Here is a 21,084-nt window from a genome sequence, read left to right on the forward strand (position 1 = left end):
GGTGCCTGCCTTTTTCCACACTCTGGCCCATCTGATCGCAACGGTGGGAGGACTGGGCCGTGTTCGCATCGCACCGGGCACTGCCGGCAGCCTTGTCGCCGCCCTTGCATTTCTCTGCTTTCCGACTTATCTTCCACCGCTCTGGTTCACCGCCGCCGTTCTCGCCCTGATGCTGATCGGGGTTTGGGCCGCGCAGCGTGTCGCCAGCGCCCGCCAGCACAGCGATCCCTCCGAAGTCATCATCGATGAAGTGATCGGTATGGCGGTGACCCTGGCCTTCGTTCCACTCGACCCGCTCACCATTGCGACCGGTTTCGCACTCTTTCGTGTGTTTGACATTGCCAAGCCGTTTCCGGTGCGGCAGGTGGAAAAGCTCCACGGCGGCTGGGGCATCATCCTGGACGATATGGCGGCCGGGGTGTACGCGAATGGGAGCCTGCGCGTGCTGGCTGCCCTCATCCCCGGCGTGCTTTCGACCTGAGCCGCGGCAAGCCGGCCGGCGTTTCCGCAAGACCGCCGGCTGCATTGTAATTGATGCAATAGCGCCCGCTGTCGTGGCGGGTTGTTCCGTTCACAAGGAGCCGTGATGATCGCTGAAGTCATCACGATCGGTGATGAACTGCTGATCGGGCAAGTCGTGAATACCAATGCCTCCTGGCTGGGCGAACAACTCAGCCAAATCGGCATCCCGCTGCGCTACGTCACCATGGTCGGCGACCGCCACGATGACATTCTCAGCAGTCTCACCCATGCCTGGAAACGTGCCGGGGTCGTTTTGCTGACCGGCGGGCTGGGGCCCACCCACGATGACGTCACCAAAAAGGCGGTGGCGGAATTCCTCGGCGCACGCCGGATGGTGACCGACGAAAACGTACTGCAGCATGTCAAAGACCTGTTTGCCAGGCGCGGGGTGGCCATGCCGGCGGTGAATGTCGAACAAGCCCGGGTGCCGGAAGGCGCCAGCGTGCTGTGGAACGACCTCGGCACCGCGCCGGGTTTGCTTTTCGAAAAAGAGGGCAGACGGGGCGTGGTGTTGCCCGGGGTGCCGGCGGAGATGAAGCACATTTTTGCCGGCCCGCTGTTGCCGCATCTGCGGGAATGGGCCGGTGGAGTGATCATCCGCCATCGCACGATTCGCACCCACGGCATCGGCGAATCCTCGCTCGCCGAACTACTCGCACCGATCAGTGAGCTGGAGCAATTCGGCAAGCTTGCCTTTCTGGCGGGCCTTTCCGGCGTCAACGTGCGCATCTCCGCCACCGGCCGCACCACTGCGGAAGTCGAACATGCCATTCGCCAGGCGGAAGCACGCATCCTCGCCAAAGCAGGAAAATATGTCTATGGTTTCGACGGCGAAACTCTCGAAGAAGTGATCGGCAGAAAGCTGCGCGAGCAAAAGGCCACTCTGGCCGTCGCGGAATCCTGCACCGGCGGATTGATCGCACACCGTCTCACCAACATCCCGGGCAGCTCGGAATATTTCGAGCGCGGGCTGGTGACCTACAGCAATGCCTCCAAAACCGCCCTGCTGGGCGTGCCGGAGGAAGTGATTGCCCGGCACGGCGCCGTGAGCGAAGAATGCGTGCGCGCCATGGCCGAGGGGGTGCGCCAGCGCAGCGGCACCCACTACGGCCTTGCCACCACCGGGATTGCCGGCCCTTCGGGTGGCAGCCCCGGGAAGCCCGTTGGCCTGGTGTGGGCGGCGGTTGCCTCGCCCGTAAAAGTGACGGCCAGGCACGTGATCTACACCAGCGACCGTCTGTTCAACAAGGAACGCTTCAGCACTCTGGCCCTCAGCCTGCTCTATCGTGTGCTGCAGGAGACGGACACATGAGTGACCTGCTGCGCCTGTTCGTTGCCTGCGAGCTGCCGGAGACGATCACGGCCGGGTTGGCGGCCTACATGGCACCGCTGCGTGCGTTGGCAAGCGGGGTGCGCTGGGTAAAAGCGGAAAAGGTTCATCTCACGCTCAAGTTTCTTGGTGAAACGCCGGCTGCCAGAGTTGCAGCGATCAAGGCCGCGCTCGTGGAGGTGTGCCGGCAGTTCGCGCCATTTGTTTGTGAAATTGCCGGCGCTGGTGTTTTTCCCAACCCGCAGCGGCCGCAGGTGTTGTGGGTCGGGCTCAATGATCCCCAGGGCCGGCTCGCCAGACTGGCGACGGAGGTGGATCGTGCGCTGCATGGGCTGGGCTTTGCACGCGAGAAACGGCCGTTTGCACCGCATGTGACGCTTGGCCGCGTGCGTGACGGCCGGGCCGCAGCGGTGGTGCAGGAAATGAAGAGGCACCCGTTTCCTCCGCACCAACTGGCGTGCCGGGAAATCGTGCTCATGCAAAGCGTGCTGCAGCGCGATGGCGCGGTGTACACGGCGCTGCAGCGGTTTGCGCTCGGCCAGGGTTCGCATGCCGGGCCGGCGTAATCCGTGCCGTGCCGCCGGCTCCTGTGTGCCGCGCGGCATTCCAGGTCAATCAATCTCAACCACCTCACCATTTCCGGAGGGATGAGTGGATAAAAGCGAAAAACTCAAAGCGCTGGATCTCGCCATCCAGCAGATTGACCGGCAGTTTGGCAAAGGCTCGGTCATGAAACTGGGTGATGAACGCGCAAAAGTTCAAATCGACGTCATCCCCACGGGCTCGATTTCCCTGGATGCCGCGCTGGGCATCGGGGGCGTGCCGCGCGGCCGCATCGTGGAGATCTTCGGACCGGAATCCAGCGGCAAGACCACCCTGGCGCTGCACATCATCGCGGAGGCCCAGAAGCTGGGCGGCGTGGCGGCGTTCATCGACGCCGAGCATGCCCTCGATGCCAACTATGCCAAAAATCTGGGCGTCGACGTGGACAATCTGATCGTGTCGCAGCCCGACACCGGGGAGCAGGCGCTGGAGATCACGGAAACCCTGGTGCGCAGCGGCGCGCTCGATGTGGTGGTGATTGACTCGGTGGCGGCGCTGGTCCCCAAGGCTGAAATCGAAGGTGAAATGGGCGAGGCGCAAATGGGCTTGCAGGCGCGTTTGATGAGCCAGGCAATGCGCAAGCTCGCCGGCGCCATCAGCCGCACCAACGTCTGCGTGGTTTTCATCAATCAGATCCGCGAAAAGATCGGCGTCCTGTTCGGCAATCCCGAAACCACCACCGGCGGCCGTGCGCTCAAGTTCTACGCTTCGGTGCGCCTGGATGTGCGGCGCGTTGCCTCGATCAAGGAAGGCGAGAACACCACCGGCAATCGCACCAAGGTCAAGGTCGTGAAGAACAAAGTGGCGCCGCCCTTCAAAGAGGCGGAATTCGATTTGATGTACGGCACCGGCATCTCCTCCGAGGGGGATCTTGCCGATCTGGCGATCACTTTGAAACTCATCGAGAAAAGCGGCACCTGGTTCACCGTCGGCGAAGACCGCATTCAGGGCCGTGAGAATTTGAAAAAGTATTTGATCGACAACCCCGAGGTGCGCAAGAATCTGGAGTTCAAGGTGCGCAAAGCGGTGGGGTTGATCAAGGAGGAGGCACCACCGGCAGGAGTTGCGGAGGCCGGCAAATCTGCCAGGCCGGCGGCGGCCGTGCCGGCAGTCGCGGCGCCGGCGAAGAAATAAAGGCTGTTTGGAATGGGTGAAGTGCGCCGGGCACTTTACTCCTTTCTCCCAAGTGCCAAGATGATTGCCCCCAGTGGCCGGCAGGCCGATTTGTTCGAAGACGGCGAAGACAAGCTGAAAGCGGCTTTGACCAAAGCCTACCGCCTGCTGGCGCAACGCAGCCGCACTGAAAAGGAACTGCACGATGCGCTCCAAAAAGCAGGTTTCGCCGCAGAGATCGTGGCGGCTGTGCTGACCGAATGCCGGCGCCGGCATTATCTTGACGATACCGGCTTCGCACGTTCGTTCATTCAAAGCCGGCTGCGCAATCGCCCAATGGGCCGGGAACGGCTGGCTGCCGAGCTGCGGCAAAAAGGCATTGCGGCCGAGATCATTGCCACCGCACTCGACGAAGTTTTCACGGACAGCGCAACCCTGTCGCTGGCAAGCCAGCTTGCTGAAAAACAGCGCAAAAAACTTGCCGCCCTGCCGCCGCGCAAAGCGCGGCAAAAGCTCGCGGATTTTCTGCAACGCCGGGGTTTTGATTGGGAGACGATTCGGGCGACACCGCTGTGGCGGGAGCTGGGAGACAGCGAGCTGGAGGAATGAAACGGGCATCGTCCTGAAGCGACCGGGTTCCCGGCGGTGTGACAAGAATACCTGCCGAGAGAGTGGAATTATTGAGTAACCGCAGTCAACCCGGCCGCCGAAAAGAAATTTACAAGTTCTGCCCCGGTTTTTTGAAGAACGTCCCTGCAGATCATTGCGGTGGTGCTCACGCCGGATGGCATTGGTCAATTGCGCTTCCTCCATACCCACGCAGCCTGCTGGCTGGGTGCATTTTCGGTTTTTGGGTGAGCATGGCCTTGCCTGATTACCGTCTTCGGCGCCTGCGCAAAGCAGAAGATGATTCACAGGGAGGCAGGTGACGGCCAGCGGAGCTGGACATCACTCTAATGATTGCAGCGGTGGCGCCGGCCGGCATCTGGGTGGCCTGGTGGACGCGCCGGGAAACCCGCCAGAACAGAAATCAGTGGATGACAGGCACAATTCAGGATATTCACATGAAGTCCAAAGTCGTACGGCAATCCTTCCTCGATTTTTTCAAGCAGCGGGGGCATACCATCGTGCCCTCCGCATCGGTGGTGCCGCTCAATGATCCGACGCTGCTGTTCACCAACGCCGGGATGAACCAGTTCAAGAACATCTTCCTGGGCACGGAACAGCGGGAGTACAAGCGGGCGGTCGACACACAAAAGTGCATTCGGGTCAGCGGCAAGCACAATGATCTCGAAGATGTCGGCTTCGACACCTATCATCACACCTTCTTCGAGATGCTCGGCAACTGGTCCTTCGGCGATTACTACAAGGCGGAGGCCATTGCCTGGGCGTGGGAGCTGCTGACCAGGGAATGGGGTCTGCCGAAGGATCGCCTGTACGCGACGGTTTACAAAACGGACGACGAAGCGGCGGACTGCTGGCGCAAAATCGCCGGCCTGCCTGGCGAGCGCATCCAGCGCTTCGGGGAAAAGGACAACTTCTGGGAAATGGGCGAAACCGGCCCTTGCGGTCCGTGCTCGGAGATTCACATCGATCTCACGCCGGACAAATCCGGCGTCAACCTGGTGAATGCCGGCGACCCGCGCGTGATGGAAATCTGGAATCTCGTGTTCATTCAATACAACCGTGCGCCCGGCGGCGCGCTGGTCGAGCTGCCCGCCAAGCACGTGGACACCGGCATGGGCTTCGAACGCGTGCTGGCCGTGCTCAACAACGTGCGATCCAACTACGACACCGATCTCTTTACCCCGATTTTGGAGGCCATCAGCGCGATCACCGGCAAGGGCTATGACTTCGAGAACGGGGTGCCGCATCGCGTGCTCGCCGATCACATCCGCTGTCTGACCTTTGCCATCGCCGACGGCGTTCTGCCGTCGAACGAGGGCCGCGGCTACGTCCTGCGCCGGCTGCTCCGCCGCGCCGCACGCTTCGGCCGCAAGCTCGGCATGCACGAGCCGTTCGTTTACAAACTGGTGCAGCCGGTGGTGGACATCATGGGTGACACCTTTTCAGAGCTGCACGACAAGCACGAATACATCAGCCGGGTGATCAAAGCCGAGGAGGAAAGCTTCAATCACACGCTGGATCGCGGGTTGGAGATTTTCAACGGCATCGTCACCAAATTGGAGAAAGCAAAGAAGAACAAAATCCCCGGCGAGGAGGCGTTTCGCCTGTACGACACTTACGGCTTCCCGCTCGATCTCACCCAGCTCATGGCGCGGGAACGCGACCTGCTGGTGGATGAAGAGGGCTTCAACGCCGCCATGGCGGTGCAGAAGAGCAAGTCGCGTGAAGCCGGCAAGTGGGATTATCACACCGCCTTGAGACCGGAGGAGTGGCGCGAACTGACCAGCGGTGCCGCTTCGCGCTTTGTCGGTTACACCGACCTTGAGATTCAAGCCGAGATTCGGCGGCTGCAGCGGGAGGGCGAGGGCGTGGTGTTCACGCTTTCCGATACACCGTTTTATGCGGAATCCGGCGGGCAGGTCGGCGATCAGGGCCGGGTGGAAGGCGAGGGCTTCGTGATCGAGGTCGTCGATGTGCAGAAGGTTGGCTCCCACATTGCGCACATCGGCAGGGTGCTGTACGGTGAGATCGAAAATCCCCGGGTGGTGGCGAAGGTCGATGCCCGGCTGCGGCTGGACACGGCGCGCAACCATACGGCCACCCACCTGCTGCATCGCGCCCTGCGCGACACGGTCGGCAAACATGTCACCCAGGCCGGTTCGCTGGTTGCGCCCGCGCGTCTGCGTTTCGATGTCACGCATTTTGAGCGCATCTCGCCGGCACAACTCGAGGACATCGAGGGCATCGTCAACGAGCAAATTCGCGCCGATTTGGAGATCACCACCAGCCAGATGCCCTACGAGGAGGCACGCCGGCTCGGCGCGATGGCGATTTTCGAGGAAAAGTACGGCGACATCGTGCGTGTCGTCCGCATCGGTGATTTTTCCCTGGAGCTGTGCGGCGGCACGCATTTGCGCCACACCGGCGAGGCGGGGCTGTTTGCGCTGCTGAGCGAAGGCTCGGCGGCCGCCGGCATTCGCCGGCTGGAGGCGGCCACCGGCCGCGGGTCGGAGGTGCTGATGCGCAAGGAAAGGCGGATCGCCGAAGAGTTGCGCGCCCTGCTCAACACCGGGGAGGATGACGTCATCGAGCGCGTGCGGCAGCTTCTGGAGGAGCGCAAGGCTCTGGAACGCGAGCTGCGCCAGTTGCGTTTGAAGTGGTCGCAGCAGGAAATCAATGATCTCGCCAGCCGCGCCACCCCCTGGAACGGATTTCGCGTGGTCACTGCCAGAGTGGAGGCGGGCAGCACCGATGATCTCAAGCAGATGGGCGATACGCTGCGCGCGAAGCTCGGCAGCGGCGTGGGTGTGCTGGCGGCGGTGCTGGATGACAAGCTCGCCTTTGCCTGCGTTGTCACCGACGACTTGATTCAACAAAAAAAGCTGAAGGCCGGTGATATTGTCAAACGTGTCGCTGCCATCGCCGGCGGCTCGGGGGGCGGCCGGCCGCATCTGGCGCTTGCCGGCGGCAAAGAGGTGGAGCGTCTGCAGGAAGCCCTGAATCAAGTACCCCAAATCTTGCAGGAGATGACCAATCGCTAGGCCAGCCGCATCCCAGGCGGGCAACAGCAACGCGACGGTTGCCCACCGCCAGGCCACGGCGCGCGACGGTGTTTGGCGCCAGCGTGCCGGCCCCCACAAAGTGTTCGACCACCTGCAGGCCGTGCGCGCACAAAGCGGCGCGGGCCACTTTGTCCTCATCGATCCCGACAAGTGGGAATTCTCCCAGCTCGCGGACCTGGCGGCCGCCGCCAGTGACGGCGGAGCCGATGCCATTCTCATCGGCAGCAGCATCCTGTTGAATCCGCATTTCGATGACTTCGTGCTCACGATTCGCGCCGCCACCGCGCTGCCCTGCCTGCTTTTTCCCGGCAGCACGATTCAACTTTCCCGCCATGCCGACGCGGTGCTGTTCCTGTCTCTGATCAGCGGCCGCAACGCCAACTACCTGATTGGCGAGCAAGTCAAGGCGGCGCCGCTCATCCGGCATTTCGGCATCGAGACCATCGCCACCGGCTACATGCTGATCGACTCCGGCCGCATGACCTCCGCAGAGTACATGAGCAACACCCGGCCGATGCCGCGCGACAAGTTCGACATCGCCAAAGCCACGGCGCTCGCCGCACAATATCTCGGCATGCAATGGGTGTACCTGGAAGCCGGCAGCGGTGCCGAACACGCCATCTCGCCGGAGATGATTGCCGCGGTGGCCGGCTATGTCGATGTGCCGGTGATTGCCGGCGGCGGCATTCGCACGCCCGAACAGGCGGCCAAGTGTGTGGCGGCCGGCGCGGCTTTCGTGGTCACGGGTAACGTGTTCGAACAACCCGGCGGCAGCGCGTTGATTCGGGAGTTCGCCGATGCGATTCACGCCGGCCCGCCGCCGGCGCCATAACAGCAGGCCCATGCCGGGCCTGCGTCAGTGAGCGGGCGGCGGGCGCTGTGAGCAGCAGCTTCGCCGGATCTCTTCAGGACGTTTGCGGTTAGGACATCGAATGATCGACATGCACACGCATCTTTTGCCGGCCATCGACGATGGTGCGGAAAGCTGGGAAGAATCCCTGCAAATGGCGGCCCAGGCCGTGACCACCGGCACCACCGAGCTGGCCGTCACCCACCATATTCTCGACAATACGCACTATCGCCTCGAGCCGGAAATCCTCGCGAAGTTCGCCGAGATGAAACAGCGGTTGCAGCAGGCGAACCTGGCGCTGAGGCTGCATCTCGCCGCCGAGATTTTCTACCAGCCCGAGATGGAGCTGTCCCACACCATCTCCACCTTCAACAACAACGGGCGTTACTTTCTGGTGGAATTTCCGATGCAGGGCATTCCACGAGGCGCGGACGACACCTTCTTTCAACTCGTGCTCGCGGGCAAAATTCCCATCATCGCGCACCCGGAGCGCAATCTCGGCTTTCTGCGGAACCCGCAACGCGCCTACGACTTCGTGCAGCGCGGTGCCCTGCTGCAGTTAAACGCCGGCAGCCTGGACGGCAAATATGGCGAAGGCGTCAAGGCGCTGGCCATGGCGCTGCTCGACAGCCGGCTGATTCACTTCATCGGCAGCGACGGCCACAACGCCGGCCGCCGGCCGATGCGCATCGGCAGCAGCTTCGGCATCGTGCGCGATATGTGGGGCGAAGAGGCGGCGCAACGCATCTTTTATGACAATCCCCGTCGCGCGCTTGCCGGAGAAGACATCGACATCCCCGAGCCGCTGCCGGTGGAGGCCGTGCGCAAACGCGCGACCTTCAGCCCCCTGCGCTTGTTGAAGAAACTGGTTGCGCGCCATGCCTGAACCGCCGCCATCCCTGCGGCCCCGGAACAATTCCTGGTCTGCCTCTTTACCGGCCACGCCGCCCTTGCTCAACACCTCTGCCGTTGCACCAGACAGACGCTTCCCGGGCATGGTGCCGCGGGTGATGTGCGGCCATCACCTCCATTGTGCTCGCCTGCGCCACCATTTCACAGTTCTCGCGGCCGGTCTTGAATTCGGTGTTGCTCTTCACTCCCGCGGGGTTGCTGCAAGGCGGGCACAGGCCGATGCGGCAATTGACGCCCGGGCGCCCGGCAGACAGGCAGCCATCCGTCATAGTCCTTGCTAATTTCTGCGGGTTGTTCTATGTTGCACCGTGCTAAACAACCGGCGCAAGATCCTGGCGCGGCAGAATGTGATATTTGTCTCCTGCCAGGCCGACAAAGCGCATGAGGGGACGTGAAAGCGGGCGATGGCCGCCATGCCGGCCCGCATGCTGTGCAAAAGTTTCGCGGGAATTCCCGCTGAAAAAAACGGAACCCGCAGACCGTTGAGCGTTTTCAAAAGTCGGAAAACGCACATACACACTTTATGTTTGGATTCCTCAACTCGGCGCTGTTGTGGGCCATGGCCGCAGTCGCCCTGCCCCTTCTCATTCACCTGCTCACCAGGCGCAAACTCAACGTCGTTGCGATCAGCACCCTTGCCTTCCTCAAGCGCCTGGAACGCGAGAATATCCGCCAGCTCAGATTGAAGCAATTGTTGCTTTTGTTGCTGCGCATGTTGATCGTGGCGCTGCTGGTGCTGGCTTTTGCACGGCCGACTTTGCGGCAAAACAGCGTGGCCCTGGCGCAACGCGCCCGCACCACTGCCGTGCTCATCATCGACAATTCGCTGAGCATGACCGCCGCACCCGAAGGCGTCTCGTTTCTGGCGATGGCGCGGCGCCAGGTGCAGGAGATGGCGGATCTTTTTGCCACCGGGGATGAAATTTACCTGATTACCGCGGCGAAGCCGGCCGCACTCCTGCCGGGTGGGCCGTTTGTGGAGGCCGAACGCCTGCGGGAAGTCGTGCAAACCGTGCCGCAAACCTGGGCGGAGACCGATCTTGCCGGTGCCCTGGCGCTCGGCCGCAGCCTGCTGGAAAAAACGCGCAACGTCAACCGCGAAATTTATCTCTTCAGCGACGGCCGTGCTGCGAATCTGCCGGAACTGCCCGCGCTGCCGGGCGTGCGCGGTTACTTTGTGCGTTACAACCGGCCGCCGGCCACCAACCTGATGCTCAGCGGTGCCGTGCTGCGCAATCAGATTTTCGAGCGCGGCAAAAGTTTCGAGGTCACCGCCACGGTGGCGAACCACGGCACCAATGATGTGCAAAGCCAACTGTTGCATCTCTACCTCAACGACAAACGCGTGGCCCAGCAAAGCGTGGCGGTGCCTGCCGGCACGCAGCGCGCGGTGACGTTTCGTGCCATATCCGACACCACCGGCTTCATTCGCAGCCGGCTGGCGCTGGAAGATGACGATTTGCCCTTCGATAACACGCAGTACTTCACCTTCTATATTCCGCCACACCGGCGGCTGCTGGCGGTGAGCGAACGGCCCGACGATCTCATCTTTCTGCGCGCCGCCCTGCAAGCGCCGTCCGCCAGCACAGCGGCGGCCACCCCAAGCTGGAAAGAGATCACCACCAGGGAGCTGGCTGCCGAGCGCTTGCAGGACTATGACGGCATCGTGCTGGCCAATGTCAGCCGCTTTGCCGAAGGCGTGGCCGAGCGTCTGATCAGCTTCCTCAACAGCGGCGGCGGAGTGATCCTGTTCCCGGGCCGGGATGTCGATTTGCGTCACTACAATGAAACGCTGTTGTCCCGGCTGGCAATCGGCGCATTCGGCGAAACCATGGGCAGTCTCGCCCAGCCGGAAAACTTCATGCAACTCGGCCGCATCGATTTCTCCCACCCGCTCTTCGACGGTGTGTTCGAGAACATGGACGACAAACCGCGCGTGGATTCCCCCCGGTTTCGCTTTGCCGTGCAGATGCGTTTGCTGCCCGGTACGAACTCGATCATCGACTATTCGAACCAACAACCGTTTCTGATCGAGCGGCGGGTGGGCAGCGGCCGCTTGCTGTTGTTCACTTCCGCGTTGCAGGAAGACTGGTCGGATTTTGCCTTCAAAGGCATCTTTGTGCCGTTGCTCCATCGCAGCGTGGCATATGTTGCGCAAAGCCACGACCATCTGCAGGCGGCTGCCACGGTTGGCAGCGAACTGGGCAGCGTGCTGCGCCAGCCTGCGGAGGAGTTGGTGGTGGAGCTGCCCACCGGCGAGTTGCTGAAAGCGCCGGTGCAGGTGACGGGGCAGAATTATCACGTGCGGGTGACGGAAACGGCTGCGCCCGGTTTTTATCAATTGCGCGACCGTGACCGGGTGGTGCACACCTGGGCGGTCAACTTCAATGCCTCGGAATTGAGCACACCCCCTCTTGCCGAAACCGCACTGGCGGCCGCCGCCGGCGTGTCTGCATTCGCACCTTTGTCGGGCGAGGGGCGGGTGCGTGAACAAATCCAGGCCGCGCGTTATGGCTCCGAGTTGTGGCAAATTTTTCTGCTGGCGGCGCTGCTCGCGATGATTGTCGAAATGCTCCTTTATCGCAGTCGCGCGGAGGCCGGCACGGCCAGCCGATCTGCCGCCGTGGGTTTGCCGTGGGAAAAAGCGGAGGTGGACTGAGATTTGGGCGGAGGATTCGCCGGCGGCAGGACGTCAGTCATCATCAAAAAACGAACAACCTGTTGCCAGGCGGAGGGGGCACACTCACAAAAACCAAGGAGGCTGTCAAAGACATCATGCACGAAACCCAGACCCGTGAGCGCGAGCGCGCGCTGTTGGTGGGGTTCACCACCGTGGGTCACGCCCGCGTTGCTGTCGAGGATTCCCTGCAGGAATTGGCACTGCTGGCAGACACCGCCGGCGCCGAAGTCGTCGCCACCATCATTCATTCCCGCCCCCGGATCGACCCGGCCTATTTCATCGGCCGCGGCAAGGCCGAATGCGTTGCCGCCCTGGTCGCTGAACAGGACATCGACGTCGTGATTTTTGATGACGATCTCTCCCCGGGGCAGGCGAAAAATCTCGAAGAACTTTTCGAAAAGAAAGTCATCGATCGCAGCGGCCTGATTTTGGACATTTTCGCACGCCGGGCGCGCAGCCGCGAAGCACGCACCCAGGTGGAACTGGCGCAGTTGGAATATCTCCTGCCCCGGCTCACCCGCATGTGGAGCCACTTCTCCCGGCAGGTGGGTGGCATCGGCCTGCGCGGGCCGGGTGAAACCCAGCTCGAAGTCGACCGCCGCATGGTGCGCCAGCGCATTGCCCATCTCAGCCGCGAGTTGAAGAAAATCGACCGGCAGCGCGCCGTGCGCCGCCAGCATCGCGATGGTTTGTTCAAGGCGGCGCTGGTGGGCTATACCAACGCCGGCAAATCGACCTTGTTGAATGCCCTCACCGAAGCCGAAGTGTTCGTCGAAGACCGCCTGTTCGCCACCCTCGATGCGACGGTGCGCGCCCTGCGCTGGCCACAAAACGGCTGTCACAAGGATACCGGCCCAATCGTGCTGATCGACACGGTGGGCTTTATTCGCAAGCTGCCGCCTCACCTGGTGGCCTCGTTCAAGTCCACGCTCGATGAGCTGCGCGAAGCCTCCCTGCTGCTGCATGTCATCGATGTCACGCATCCGCAAATGGAGCACCAAATCATCACGGTGCGCAGCGTGCTCGCGGAGATGCAGCTCAATGAATACCCGGTGCTGCACGTCTTCAACAAAATCGACCTCCTGCCGGACAGCGGGCGGTTGCCACGATTGCAGCAGGAATTCGCCCCGGCGGTTTTCGTTTCGGCGCAACGCCGCATGTTCCTGGGGGATTTGCAGCGCTGGATCAATGATTTCGCCGCCGCCGGCGTGGTGGAATTCGAAGCCGAGCTGCCGCTCTCCGAACCGGCCAAGCTCGCACGGCTGCACGAAATGGCACACGTGCTGGATCGCCGTTTTGAAGCCGACCGGGTGATTCTCAAACTGCGCGCCCGCCAGGCGGCCGCCGCACAGATCCGGCAAATGCTGGCGCCGCATGCCGCCCCCCGCTGGCAGCCGTCATCTTGAAAAGTGCCGCCGTCACCGCGGTCATCCCGGGACGGGCCAGGCATCCCGTGACCCGCAGCCGCAACAGCGCGCAGAATCACCTAATCGAACAAGGGCGGCATCACACCCGGGACGGTTGCGGCGCTGGTTTTCCCGGCTGGGGTGAAAGTGGGAGTCGGAATGGGAGCAAGAGCAGCGTTTGTGCTCGCTCCCAACATCAAACCGCATGTCGCATGCCTCTGCACATCCTGATCGTCGATGACGAACCCAACATCCGTCACACGCTGAGCGGCCTGCTCACCGATCTCGGCCATGTGGTGCTCGCATGCGCCTCGGGCGAAGAGGCGCTCGCAGTGCTGCTGCAACAGCCGGTCGATTTGATCTTGCTCGATCTGCGCCTGCCGGGTCTCAACGGCCTGGAGGTGTTGCAACGCATGCGCGAGCAGAATCTGGCCGTTCCCGTGATCATGATGTCGGCGTATGCCGACATCAACCTGGCGGTGCAGGCGACGCGTCTGGGCGCCTATAATTTGCTCGAAAAGCCACTGCAGCCGGAGCGGGTGGTGCTGGAGGTGAGACACTTTGCCGAGCGCCTGCAGCTGGAGGCCGAGCGTGACACCTTGCGCCAGCGCGCCGGCATCAGCGACGAGATGATCGGGCAGTCGCCCGCCATGCTCGCTTTGCGCCAGGCGATCCGCAAGGCTGCTCCCTCGGAAGCACGGGTGCTGATTACGGGCGAGAATGGCACCGGCAAGGAACTGGTTGCCGAGGCGCTGCACCGGCAGAGCCGGCGCCGGGACAAGCCGTTCGTGCGTGTCAACTGCGCCGCCATTCCGCGCGAGTTGATCGAAAGCGAATTGTTTGGCCATGAAAAAGGCGCCTTTACCGGCGCCACGCGGCGCAAAATCGGATTGATCGAGCAAGCCCATGGCGGCACGCTGTTCCTCGATGAAATCGGCGACATGTCGCTCGACACCCAGGCCAAGCTGTTGCGGGTGTTGCAGCAAAATGAGCTGATGCGGGTGGGCGGCACGCAAACCCTCCGCTTCGATGTGCGCGTCATTTCCGCCACCAATAAAAATCTCGACGCGGAAATCAGTGCCGGCCGCTTCCGGGAGGATTTGTATTTTCGCATCTCGGTGATTCCGATTGCCGTGCCGCCGCTGCGCGAGCGCCTGGAGGACCTGCCGCTCCTGGCGGCGCATTTCCTCAACCAGCTCGCCGCCGCTTATGGCCGCCGCGCCAAAACCCTGACCCCCGAGGCCGCGGCCCTGCTGATGCGGCATCACTGGCCGGGCAACGTGCGCGAGCTGCGCAACATCATCGAGCGCCTGATGATCATGAACGATGAGCCGGCCATCACCGCCGGCCACGTGATGCAGGCCCTGCCCACTTTCACCGCCGCTGCCTCCCCGAACATGCCCGTGACAACCGCCGGCGATCATGGCTCTGTCCTGCTGGATACGGCGGCAGACATTCCCCTGCGCGACCGTTTGGAGAAATTCGAATACGAGCTGTTGACCCGCTTTTTCACCCTGACCAATGGCAACGTCAGCGAGATGGCCCGCCGCCTGCGCACCGACCGGGCCAATTTGCATCGCAAGCTGCTGCGCTACAACATCAAGGCATGAACCGCGCCGTCCCGGCCGTTTTGCACGTTGTTTTTTACGGCAATTCTGCTAGCTTCCCAGCGAACCAGCAGCGCCGCCCGCCTCATCCTGGAAGTGAGAAAGAAATTCATGCACCGTTTTTATCCCGGCATCGCCGGCCTGTTGCTGGTGGCTGCACTCGCGCTCCCGGCGTTGGCCCCGCGCGCGTTTCCGGCGCGCGATCATTACCGTCCCGGTGACTGGGTGAGCTATGGGGTCAATCGCTATGTCAGCTCCGTGGCGGCCAGCCCCGAGCAGGCCTTCTTCGGCACCACCACCGGCATCGCGCGTTTCGATATTCTGCGCGGCATCTGGCAGCCCCCCTACACCACCAGCGACGGCCTGGCCGACAACCGCATCATTGCCGTTGGTTTCGATCACATCACCAGCACGCTGTGGTGCGCAACCGTCAAGGGCCTGAGCCGGCAGCATCCCGCCTCCCTGCGCTGGACCAACTTCAGCAAGATGGAAATTGGCGTGGGTGAAAACGAAGATTTCGTCTCGCTGGGATTCGACAACACCAGCAACTGGTTTCAAACCAGCTCGGGCCGGCTGTTCCGGCAGGATAAATTCGGCAACTTTTTCCAGCCGGCCGGCGGGCAGGTTCCGGAAGAGAGTGTCGTCTGGTTTGGCGAGCGCTCGCCCCGGCCCCGGCCGTTTCCCCACTTTCTCATGCCCCCCGGCTATCTCTTCGATCCACGCGGCGTCGTGCAAGACCGGCATTTGCGCCAGGCACGGGTGACCGGCGTGAGCCGGGATCGCTGGGGGAACATGTGGCTCGGCACGTGGGGGTTGGGCGCACTGCGCGTGGATTTGAATGCCGACCAGGCGCAACTCATCAGCACCGGCCTGGCCAGTGAGCGGGTCGATGCCCTGCTGTTCGATGAGCATGGCCTGTGGATTGGCGGCTTGCGCAACACCCTCCGCCAGCCCGCCGATGAATCATTGGAAGGCATCACCTACTGGCGCAATCCCCGCGCCGGCACTTCCGACAACCGCGACTGGCGCTACTACGATGCACGCTACAACTTCAGCATGAGCAGCGACGAAGTCAACAGCTTCGCCCATGACGGCAGGCTGCTGTATTGCGCCACCGAAAACGGCATCAACATCTACGACCCGCAGAAAGACCGCTGGCAGCGCCTGCTCTCGCTCGATGGTTTGGCCAGTCCGCGCGTCAACGATCTTGCCATTTATGGCCAATATCTGTATGCCGCCACCGATCTGGGTCTGAACCGCATCACACTTGCCACCATCGGCAGGGATTCACTGGGCATTGCCGAAGTGTTGCCCGACATGCTGCGGCACGTGCGCATCCATGATCTCGACCGCCAGGAAAATTTGCTGTGGGTGGCCAGCGATCATGGGCCGCTGGTGTACGACATGGCCACAGACAACGGTGGCTTCATCGAGATCGAGAACGGGCCGGGCCGCATTGTCACCACGGCAGTTTCCTGCTATGACTCGCTGGTTTGGTTCGGCACCGACTGGGGGGTCGAGGCGCTGGATGTCGTGCACCGGCAGTGGCTGGCCACGCCGGCACGCAACACCCTGGGCGGCGCGGCCATTCATGCCCTCGTCGCAGGACCGGAAGTGGTTTGGGCCGGCACCAACAACGGCGCGTTCAAATATCATCCCCGGCGCCGGGAATGGAAACACTACACCCGCGAAGACGGCCTGCTCGATGATCACGTCAATGCCATTGCGCTCGAGCGCGAGCTCGTCTGGTTCGGCACGGATTTGGGCGTGACCGTGTTTCGCTGGCAGGCGTTCCACGGGTTCGAGTGAGGGTGGCTCAGGGCGTGTTGCTTGCGCCCGCTGCCGGCGTTTCAAGCTCCCGGCTGTTTGCCAGGGGCCCAAAGGCTGGGCGGACTGCCGGTCACAGCAGCCGCACAGTTGGTCGCCGGCAAGGTTGTGGCTGCACCCCAGCGACGCAGAACCCTCAACCGCGGTGCTGCGCCATGAAATTTGCCGATGCTGCGCCAGGCGTTCCCGGGCCGAAACCGGCAACCGCGCCGATCGCGGAGAGTCTGAAAGCAGCAGACGCCGGCGGCACACTGGCCCGTCGGCGGGAAGTGGTCGCACAGGAAACCGGCCACCGGAACAGGATGATGTGTTGGGCGGGATCTTTTGCAGCGTATGGACCTGTTCAATCAGCTAGCGCAGGAAAATCTGCAGCACAGCACGCCACTGGCAGAACGCATGCGGCCACGGCAGATCGATGACTTTGTCGGCCAGGAGCATTTGCTCGGCCCCGGCAAAGCCTTGCGCCTGGCGTGGGAGACCGGCACGTTCGGCTCCCTGTTGCTGTGGGGCCCGCCGGGCAGCGGCAAGACCACGCTGGCAAAGCTGCTGGCGCAGGCGGCCAAAGCGGATTTTTTTATGTTGAGCGCGGTGGCGAGCGGGGTCGCGGAAGTGAGAGAAGTACTGCAAAAAGCGACGAACAATCGCCGCAGCGGCCGGCGCACCATCCTGTTCATCGACGAGATTCACCGCTTCAACAAAGCCCAGCAGGATGCCCTGTTGCAGCGCGTCGAAGACGGCACCATCACTCTCATTGGTGCAACCACCGAGAATCCCTCCTTTGAAGTCATCGCGCCGCTGTTGTCGCGCTGCCAGGTGTACACACTGAAGCCGCTGGAGGATTCCGCCTTGCGGCAAATCATTGCACGTGCGCTCGCCCACGACCGGCAACTGCAGCAGGCCAATCTCGTGCTGGAGGCGGCGGCGCGTGATCTCCTGGTGGCGCTCGCAGCCGGAGACGGCCGGACGGCTTTGAACGGCCTGGAGCAGGCGGTGCGTCTCTGCCGGCCGAACGCACAGGGGCAGCGTGTGCTCACCGTCGCGCACATTCGGGAAGCGGTGCAGAAACGCGCGCCGCTTTACGATCGCGCCGGCGACCAGCATTACGACACGATTTCCGCGTTCATCAAAAGCGTGCGCGGCGGCGATCCCAATGCCGCGTTGCACTATCTTGCGCGCATGCTGGAGGCCGGTGAAGATCCCAAATTCATCGCACGGCGCCTGATTATTCTCGCCAGCGAGGACATTGGCAATGCCGAGCCACTGGCCCTCGTGCTCGCCACCTCGGCATTCACCGCGGTCACCTACGTGGGCATGCCCGAGGCCGGACTGGTGCTGGCGCAGGCCACGACTTTTTTGGCGAGCGCACCAAAGAGCAACGCCTCCTACCGCGCCCTCTCAGCCGCCATCCAGGATGTGAGGGAAAAGCCGCTGGCACCGATTCCTCTGCATTTGCGCAATGCGCCCACCGACTTGCTGGCGCAGGCAGGCCATGGTCGCGGCTATCAATATCCGCACGATTTCCCCGGCCATTTTGTGGAGCAGGAATATCTGCCGGAAAATTTGACTGCTGCACTTTACTACCGGCCCTCTGCCAGCGGCATGGAGGCTGACATTGCCCGGCGTTTGCAAGCCTGGTGGGAAAAATACCGCGAGCAGTACAACGGCGATCAGGCCGCCGCACCGCCGGACGCCACGTGACCCCATGAAGAGAGAGTTTGCCACCCCGCCGCCGGCTGTGACTGTGCTCGTTGCAGCCCTGCTGCTCACCCGTGCGTTGCACGGCCAGGAGGTTCCTGCCAGCCAGGCCAATCCGGCCGCCGACTCCGTTATTGTCACAAACCAGCCGCCGCCGCCTGCTTCTGCGGCCGCGAAATCGGAAGTCGATGCGCCGATTGAGTACAGCGCTGCTGACATTGAAATTTTTGTGCCGGCACGCCTCATCGTGCTTACCGGCAGGGCGGTGGTCAAATACAAAACGGCCACGCTGACCGCCGGCCGCATCACGGTTGACATGGAGCGCCGCACCTTGCGCGCCGAACCGCTGCCCGACTCCCTGCGGCCTGCTTCCGCCCCTGCGCCCGGCGCCGCGAACGGCCGGGCCGCCAGCGATCTTCCCACCTTCACGGACGGCGGCGACAAGCTGGTGGGTGAGGCCATGGAATTCAATTTCGCCACAGAAAAGGGCCGGGTATTGCGCGGCCGCACCGAGTTCGACGGCGGGCATTATTTCGGCGAGCGCATCAAGCGCGTGGACGACAGGACATTGAATGTCGGCAGCGGAACCTACACGACGTGTGATCGCAATCCCAATCCGCATTTTCATTTTTGGAGTGAACGGATGAAGATTACGGTGCAGGATAAAGTGGTGGCGAAGCCGGTGGTGTTTTTCCTCGGCAGAATACCACTTGCGATCCTGCCCTTTGCCGTGTTTCCCACCAAAACCGGGCGTCACTCCGGCCTGCTGATTCCCAAATACGGCCAAAGCACACTCGAGGGCCGTTTCCTGCGCGACCTGGGCTACTATTGGGCGGTCAACGATTACCTCGATGCCCGCGCCACCGTCGATTTCTATGATCGCTCCGGCTGGCTGTTGCGTGGCGATCTCACGTATGTCAAGCGGTATGCCTATCACGGCAGCATCAGCGGCTCTTTCACCCGCAAGAATTTCGCCTTCGCCGATCGACGCGAAAGGTTGTGGGACCTGCGCTTCAATCACAGCCAGCCCCTGGGCGAGAGCGCCGCGCTGGCTGTGGCCGGCACTTTCACCAGCGGCAGGAGTTTCTACAACAATTTCACCCCCGACCGCGACCGACAACTGACGCGGCGCCTGACCTCGCAGGCGACCTACTCCACCCGCCTGGGCAGCAACAGTTTTTCGATCAATCTCTCCGAGAGCAAGGATTTGCAGGACGGCTCCTACACCCGCACGCTGCCGAACCTGAGCTTCAGCATGCCGCAGCGACCGCTGTTCGGCGCGAAGAAAAAAAAAGCCGGCGCCACCAGCCTGAGCCTGGAGGAGATTCCGTGGTATCAAAACCTCCAGTTCAGTTACAGCGGCAACGCCAGTTTCCAGATCAGCCGCGGCCGTGCAGTCAGCAATGTCGCGCCGCCCAGGCAGGCGCTCGGCCGTGCCAGCCATGCGCTCAACCTCTCACAATTCAGTCCGAAATATTTCGGCTGGCTTTCACTCTCGCAGAGCGTGGCGGCGCGCGAGGATTGGTTTGATCGCACCAAGCGCTACGTCGTGGTCGACACCAGCGCCGCTTCCACCGCGCAGATCGATGCACGCGAGGTCAGGGGCTTTTTTGCGCGGCATACCTTCACCTACACGGCCTCCGCAAACACCAAACTTTACGGCACGTTTTTCCCCAAAATCGGAGCGCTTCAGGCGGTGCGGCATGAAATGGCGCCGAGCGTGTCGTTTTTCTATCAGCCGGATTTTTCCAGCGCATTTTGGGGATATTATCAGGAGTTGAACCTGCCCGATGGCAGCAGGGTCAAGCGCGACCGCTTTGGGGGCACGAGTCAGGGCAAGCTCGCCAGTGTGAGTTTCGGCCTGGCCAATCTCTTTCAGATGAAAGTTGGCAGCGAAGAAAAACCGAAAAAGATCAATCTCTTCAACCTGGGCTTGTCCACCGGTTACAATTTTGCCGCCAGGCGTTTCAAGCAGGGCCCGCTCTCCTCCAATTTGCAGGCCAGTCCCGGCCGCGGGGTGTCGTTGAGTCTGAACGCGGGACACAGTTTTTATGATGTCGATTCCAGCGGTATCGAAGTGAAGCGCCTGCTGTGGAAGAAGCATGGCCTGCTCAGCGGAAAATTTTTGCGTCTCACCAATGTTTCGCTGAACGCCAGTCTGCAACTGCAGGGCGAAACCGGTGGCAGCCCTGCGCCGGTCGAGGTCAACCCCCCGGAGCCGTTCGCCGCGGGAACCGGCACAACCGGCCCGCCCGAGTCTTTCAGCCCGTTTGCACCGCCGCCGGATGGCGGCGAGATTTCAGTGCCGTGGAGCGCGAGCGTGAGCCTGAGCTACAGCCTGAACCGCGCCAACCCCCGGCGGCCGACGAAGTATGCGCAACTCGGCATTCCCAATGCGCGCGTGCAGTTGACCAAAAATCTGAGTCTGGACTACTCGGCGCAGTTCGATCTGGTGAAAAAATCCGTCATCTATCAAAGCTACGGCGTGCATCGCGATTTGCATTGCTGGGAGATGCGGCTGACGTGGATTCCCGGCGGCACGCGCCAGAGCTTCTACATGAGCATCAGTTTGAAGGCGCCGCTGCAGGATATCAAGCTCGAAAAGCGCGGTGGCCGCGCCAGCGTGTTTGGCGGATCGTATTATTGATCCCGCGCAACAGTGGCCGGTTTTACGGTCAGGAGCAACGGCCTGCGTTTCGCAAACGGCGCAGGCCTTTCATGGCGCCGCATGCTGTAAACTTCTTGAGCAGAGACTGGAAGGAAAATTGGCACCGCGGAGAGATGCCGGCAGGGCACAATATCTAGTCCGTGAATAACCGTTCAGTAGCCCAAATAGACAGAATCCCGCCA

General features: G+C 62.2%; 14 protein-coding genes. All 14 read left to right on the forward strand.

Annotated features, from left to right (window positions below; genetic code table 11):
* The first annotated feature begins 1 nt into the window (after position 1).
* The 14 genes from ONB52_08510 to ONB52_08575 all read left to right on the forward strand — a co-directional run bounded on the left by ONB52_08510 (position 2) and on the right by ONB52_08575 (position 20,881).
* Positions 2–481, forward strand: coding sequence for a phosphatidylglycerophosphatase A (locus ONB52_08510; GenBank protein ID MDZ7416185.1), 480 nt, complete (start codon positions 2–4; stop codon positions 479–481).
* A gap of 105 nt (positions 482–586) precedes the next feature.
* Positions 587–1,834: a competence/damage-inducible protein A gene (locus ONB52_08515; GenBank protein MDZ7416186.1), complete on the forward strand. Its 1,248-nt coding sequence runs from the start codon at positions 587–589 to the stop codon at positions 1,832–1,834.
* Positions 1,831–2,418: an RNA 2',3'-cyclic phosphodiesterase gene (gene thpR / locus ONB52_08520; protein ID MDZ7416187.1), complete on the forward strand. Its 588-nt coding sequence runs from the start codon at positions 1,831–1,833 to the stop codon at positions 2,416–2,418. The genes ONB52_08515 and thpR overlap by 4 nt, the downstream gene beginning before the upstream one ends.
* A gap of 85 nt (positions 2,419–2,503) precedes the next feature.
* A complete protein-coding gene (recA, locus tag ONB52_08525; protein MDZ7416188.1) occupies positions 2,504–3,589 on the forward strand; it encodes a recombinase RecA in 1,086 nt (361 codons plus the stop codon).
* Between the two features lie 12 nt (positions 3,590–3,601).
* Entirely contained in the window at positions 3,602–4,177 is a 576-nt protein-coding gene (locus tag ONB52_08530) for a recombination regulator RecX (GenBank protein MDZ7416189.1), read from the forward strand.
* A gap of 455 nt (positions 4,178–4,632) precedes the next feature.
* Positions 4,633–7,236: an alanine--tRNA ligase gene (gene alaS, locus ONB52_08535; protein MDZ7416190.1), complete on the forward strand. Its 2,604-nt coding sequence runs from the start codon at positions 4,633–4,635 to the stop codon at positions 7,234–7,236.
* A gap of 100 nt (positions 7,237–7,336) precedes the next feature.
* Positions 7,337–8,089 carry a geranylgeranylglyceryl/heptaprenylglyceryl phosphate synthase gene (locus ONB52_08540; GenBank protein ID MDZ7416191.1) on the forward strand — a complete coding sequence of 251 codons (753 nt, stop codon included), beginning with the start codon at positions 7,337–7,339 and terminating at the stop codon, positions 8,087–8,089.
* 100 nt (positions 8,090–8,189) lie between these two features.
* Positions 8,190–8,993, forward strand: a complete 804-nt coding sequence (locus tag ONB52_08545; GenBank protein ID MDZ7416192.1) for a hypothetical protein — start codon at positions 8,190–8,192, stop codon at positions 8,991–8,993.
* Positions 8,994–9,542: 549 nt separating this feature from the next.
* Entirely contained in the window at positions 9,543–11,678 is a 2,136-nt protein-coding gene (locus ONB52_08550) for a BatA domain-containing protein (protein ID MDZ7416193.1), read from the forward strand.
* A gap of 116 nt (positions 11,679–11,794) precedes the next feature.
* A complete protein-coding gene (gene hflX / locus ONB52_08555; GenBank protein MDZ7416194.1) occupies positions 11,795–13,105 on the forward strand; it encodes a GTPase HflX in 1,311 nt (436 codons plus the stop codon).
* 212 nt (positions 13,106–13,317) lie between these two features.
* A complete protein-coding gene (locus ONB52_08560; GenBank protein ID MDZ7416195.1) occupies positions 13,318–14,715 on the forward strand; it encodes a sigma-54 dependent transcriptional regulator in 1,398 nt (465 codons plus the stop codon).
* Between the two features lie 108 nt (positions 14,716–14,823).
* Positions 14,824–16,521 (forward strand): hypothetical protein, encoded by a 1,698-nt coding sequence (locus tag ONB52_08565; GenBank protein MDZ7416196.1) that lies wholly within the window; start codon positions 14,824–14,826, stop codon positions 16,519–16,521.
* 351 nt (positions 16,522–16,872) lie between these two features.
* Entirely contained in the window at positions 16,873–18,237 is a 1,365-nt protein-coding gene (locus ONB52_08570; GenBank protein ID MDZ7416197.1) for a replication-associated recombination protein A, read from the forward strand.
* Between the two features lie 4 nt (positions 18,238–18,241).
* Positions 18,242–20,881 (forward strand): putative LPS assembly protein LptD, encoded by a 2,640-nt coding sequence (locus ONB52_08575; GenBank protein MDZ7416198.1) that lies wholly within the window; start codon positions 18,242–18,244, stop codon positions 20,879–20,881.
* Positions 20,882–21,084 lie beyond the last annotated feature (203 nt).

This window comes from candidate division KSB1 bacterium (genome assembly GCA_034506255.1).
Lineage (GTDB): Bacteria > Zhuqueibacterota > Zhuqueibacteria > Zhuqueibacterales > Zhuqueibacteraceae > Coneutiohabitans > Coneutiohabitans thermophilus.

Excerpts from the sequence above, each read along its gene's own strand:
- ONB52_08515 (MDZ7416186.1), top strand. The coding sequence starts at position 587 with ATGATCGCTGAAGTCATCACGATCGGTGATGAACTGCTGATCGGGCAA.
- thpR (MDZ7416187.1), top strand. The coding sequence starts at position 1,831 with ATGAGTGACCTGCTGCGCCTGTTCGTTGCCTGCGAGCTGCCGGAGACG.
- ONB52_08530 (MDZ7416189.1), top strand. The coding sequence starts at position 3,602 with ATGGGTGAAGTGCGCCGGGCACTTTACTCCTTTCTCCCAAGTGCCAAG.
- alaS (MDZ7416190.1), top strand. The coding sequence starts at position 4,633 with ATGAAGTCCAAAGTCGTACGGCAATCCTTCCTCGATTTTTTCAAGCAG.
- ONB52_08545 (MDZ7416192.1), top strand. The coding sequence starts at position 8,190 with ATGATCGACATGCACACGCATCTTTTGCCGGCCATCGACGATGGTGCG.
- ONB52_08550 (MDZ7416193.1), top strand. The coding sequence starts at position 9,543 with ATGTTTGGATTCCTCAACTCGGCGCTGTTGTGGGCCATGGCCGCAGTC.
- hflX (MDZ7416194.1), top strand. The coding sequence starts at position 11,795 with ATGCACGAAACCCAGACCCGTGAGCGCGAGCGCGCGCTGTTGGTGGGG.
- ONB52_08560 (MDZ7416195.1), top strand. The coding sequence starts at position 13,318 with ATGCCTCTGCACATCCTGATCGTCGATGACGAACCCAACATCCGTCAC.
- ONB52_08565 (MDZ7416196.1), top strand. The coding sequence starts at position 14,824 with ATGCACCGTTTTTATCCCGGCATCGCCGGCCTGTTGCTGGTGGCTGCA.
- ONB52_08570 (MDZ7416197.1), top strand. The coding sequence starts at position 16,873 with ATGGACCTGTTCAATCAGCTAGCGCAGGAAAATCTGCAGCACAGCACG.
- ONB52_08575 (MDZ7416198.1), top strand. The coding sequence starts at position 18,242 with ATGAAGAGAGAGTTTGCCACCCCGCCGCCGGCTGTGACTGTGCTCGTT.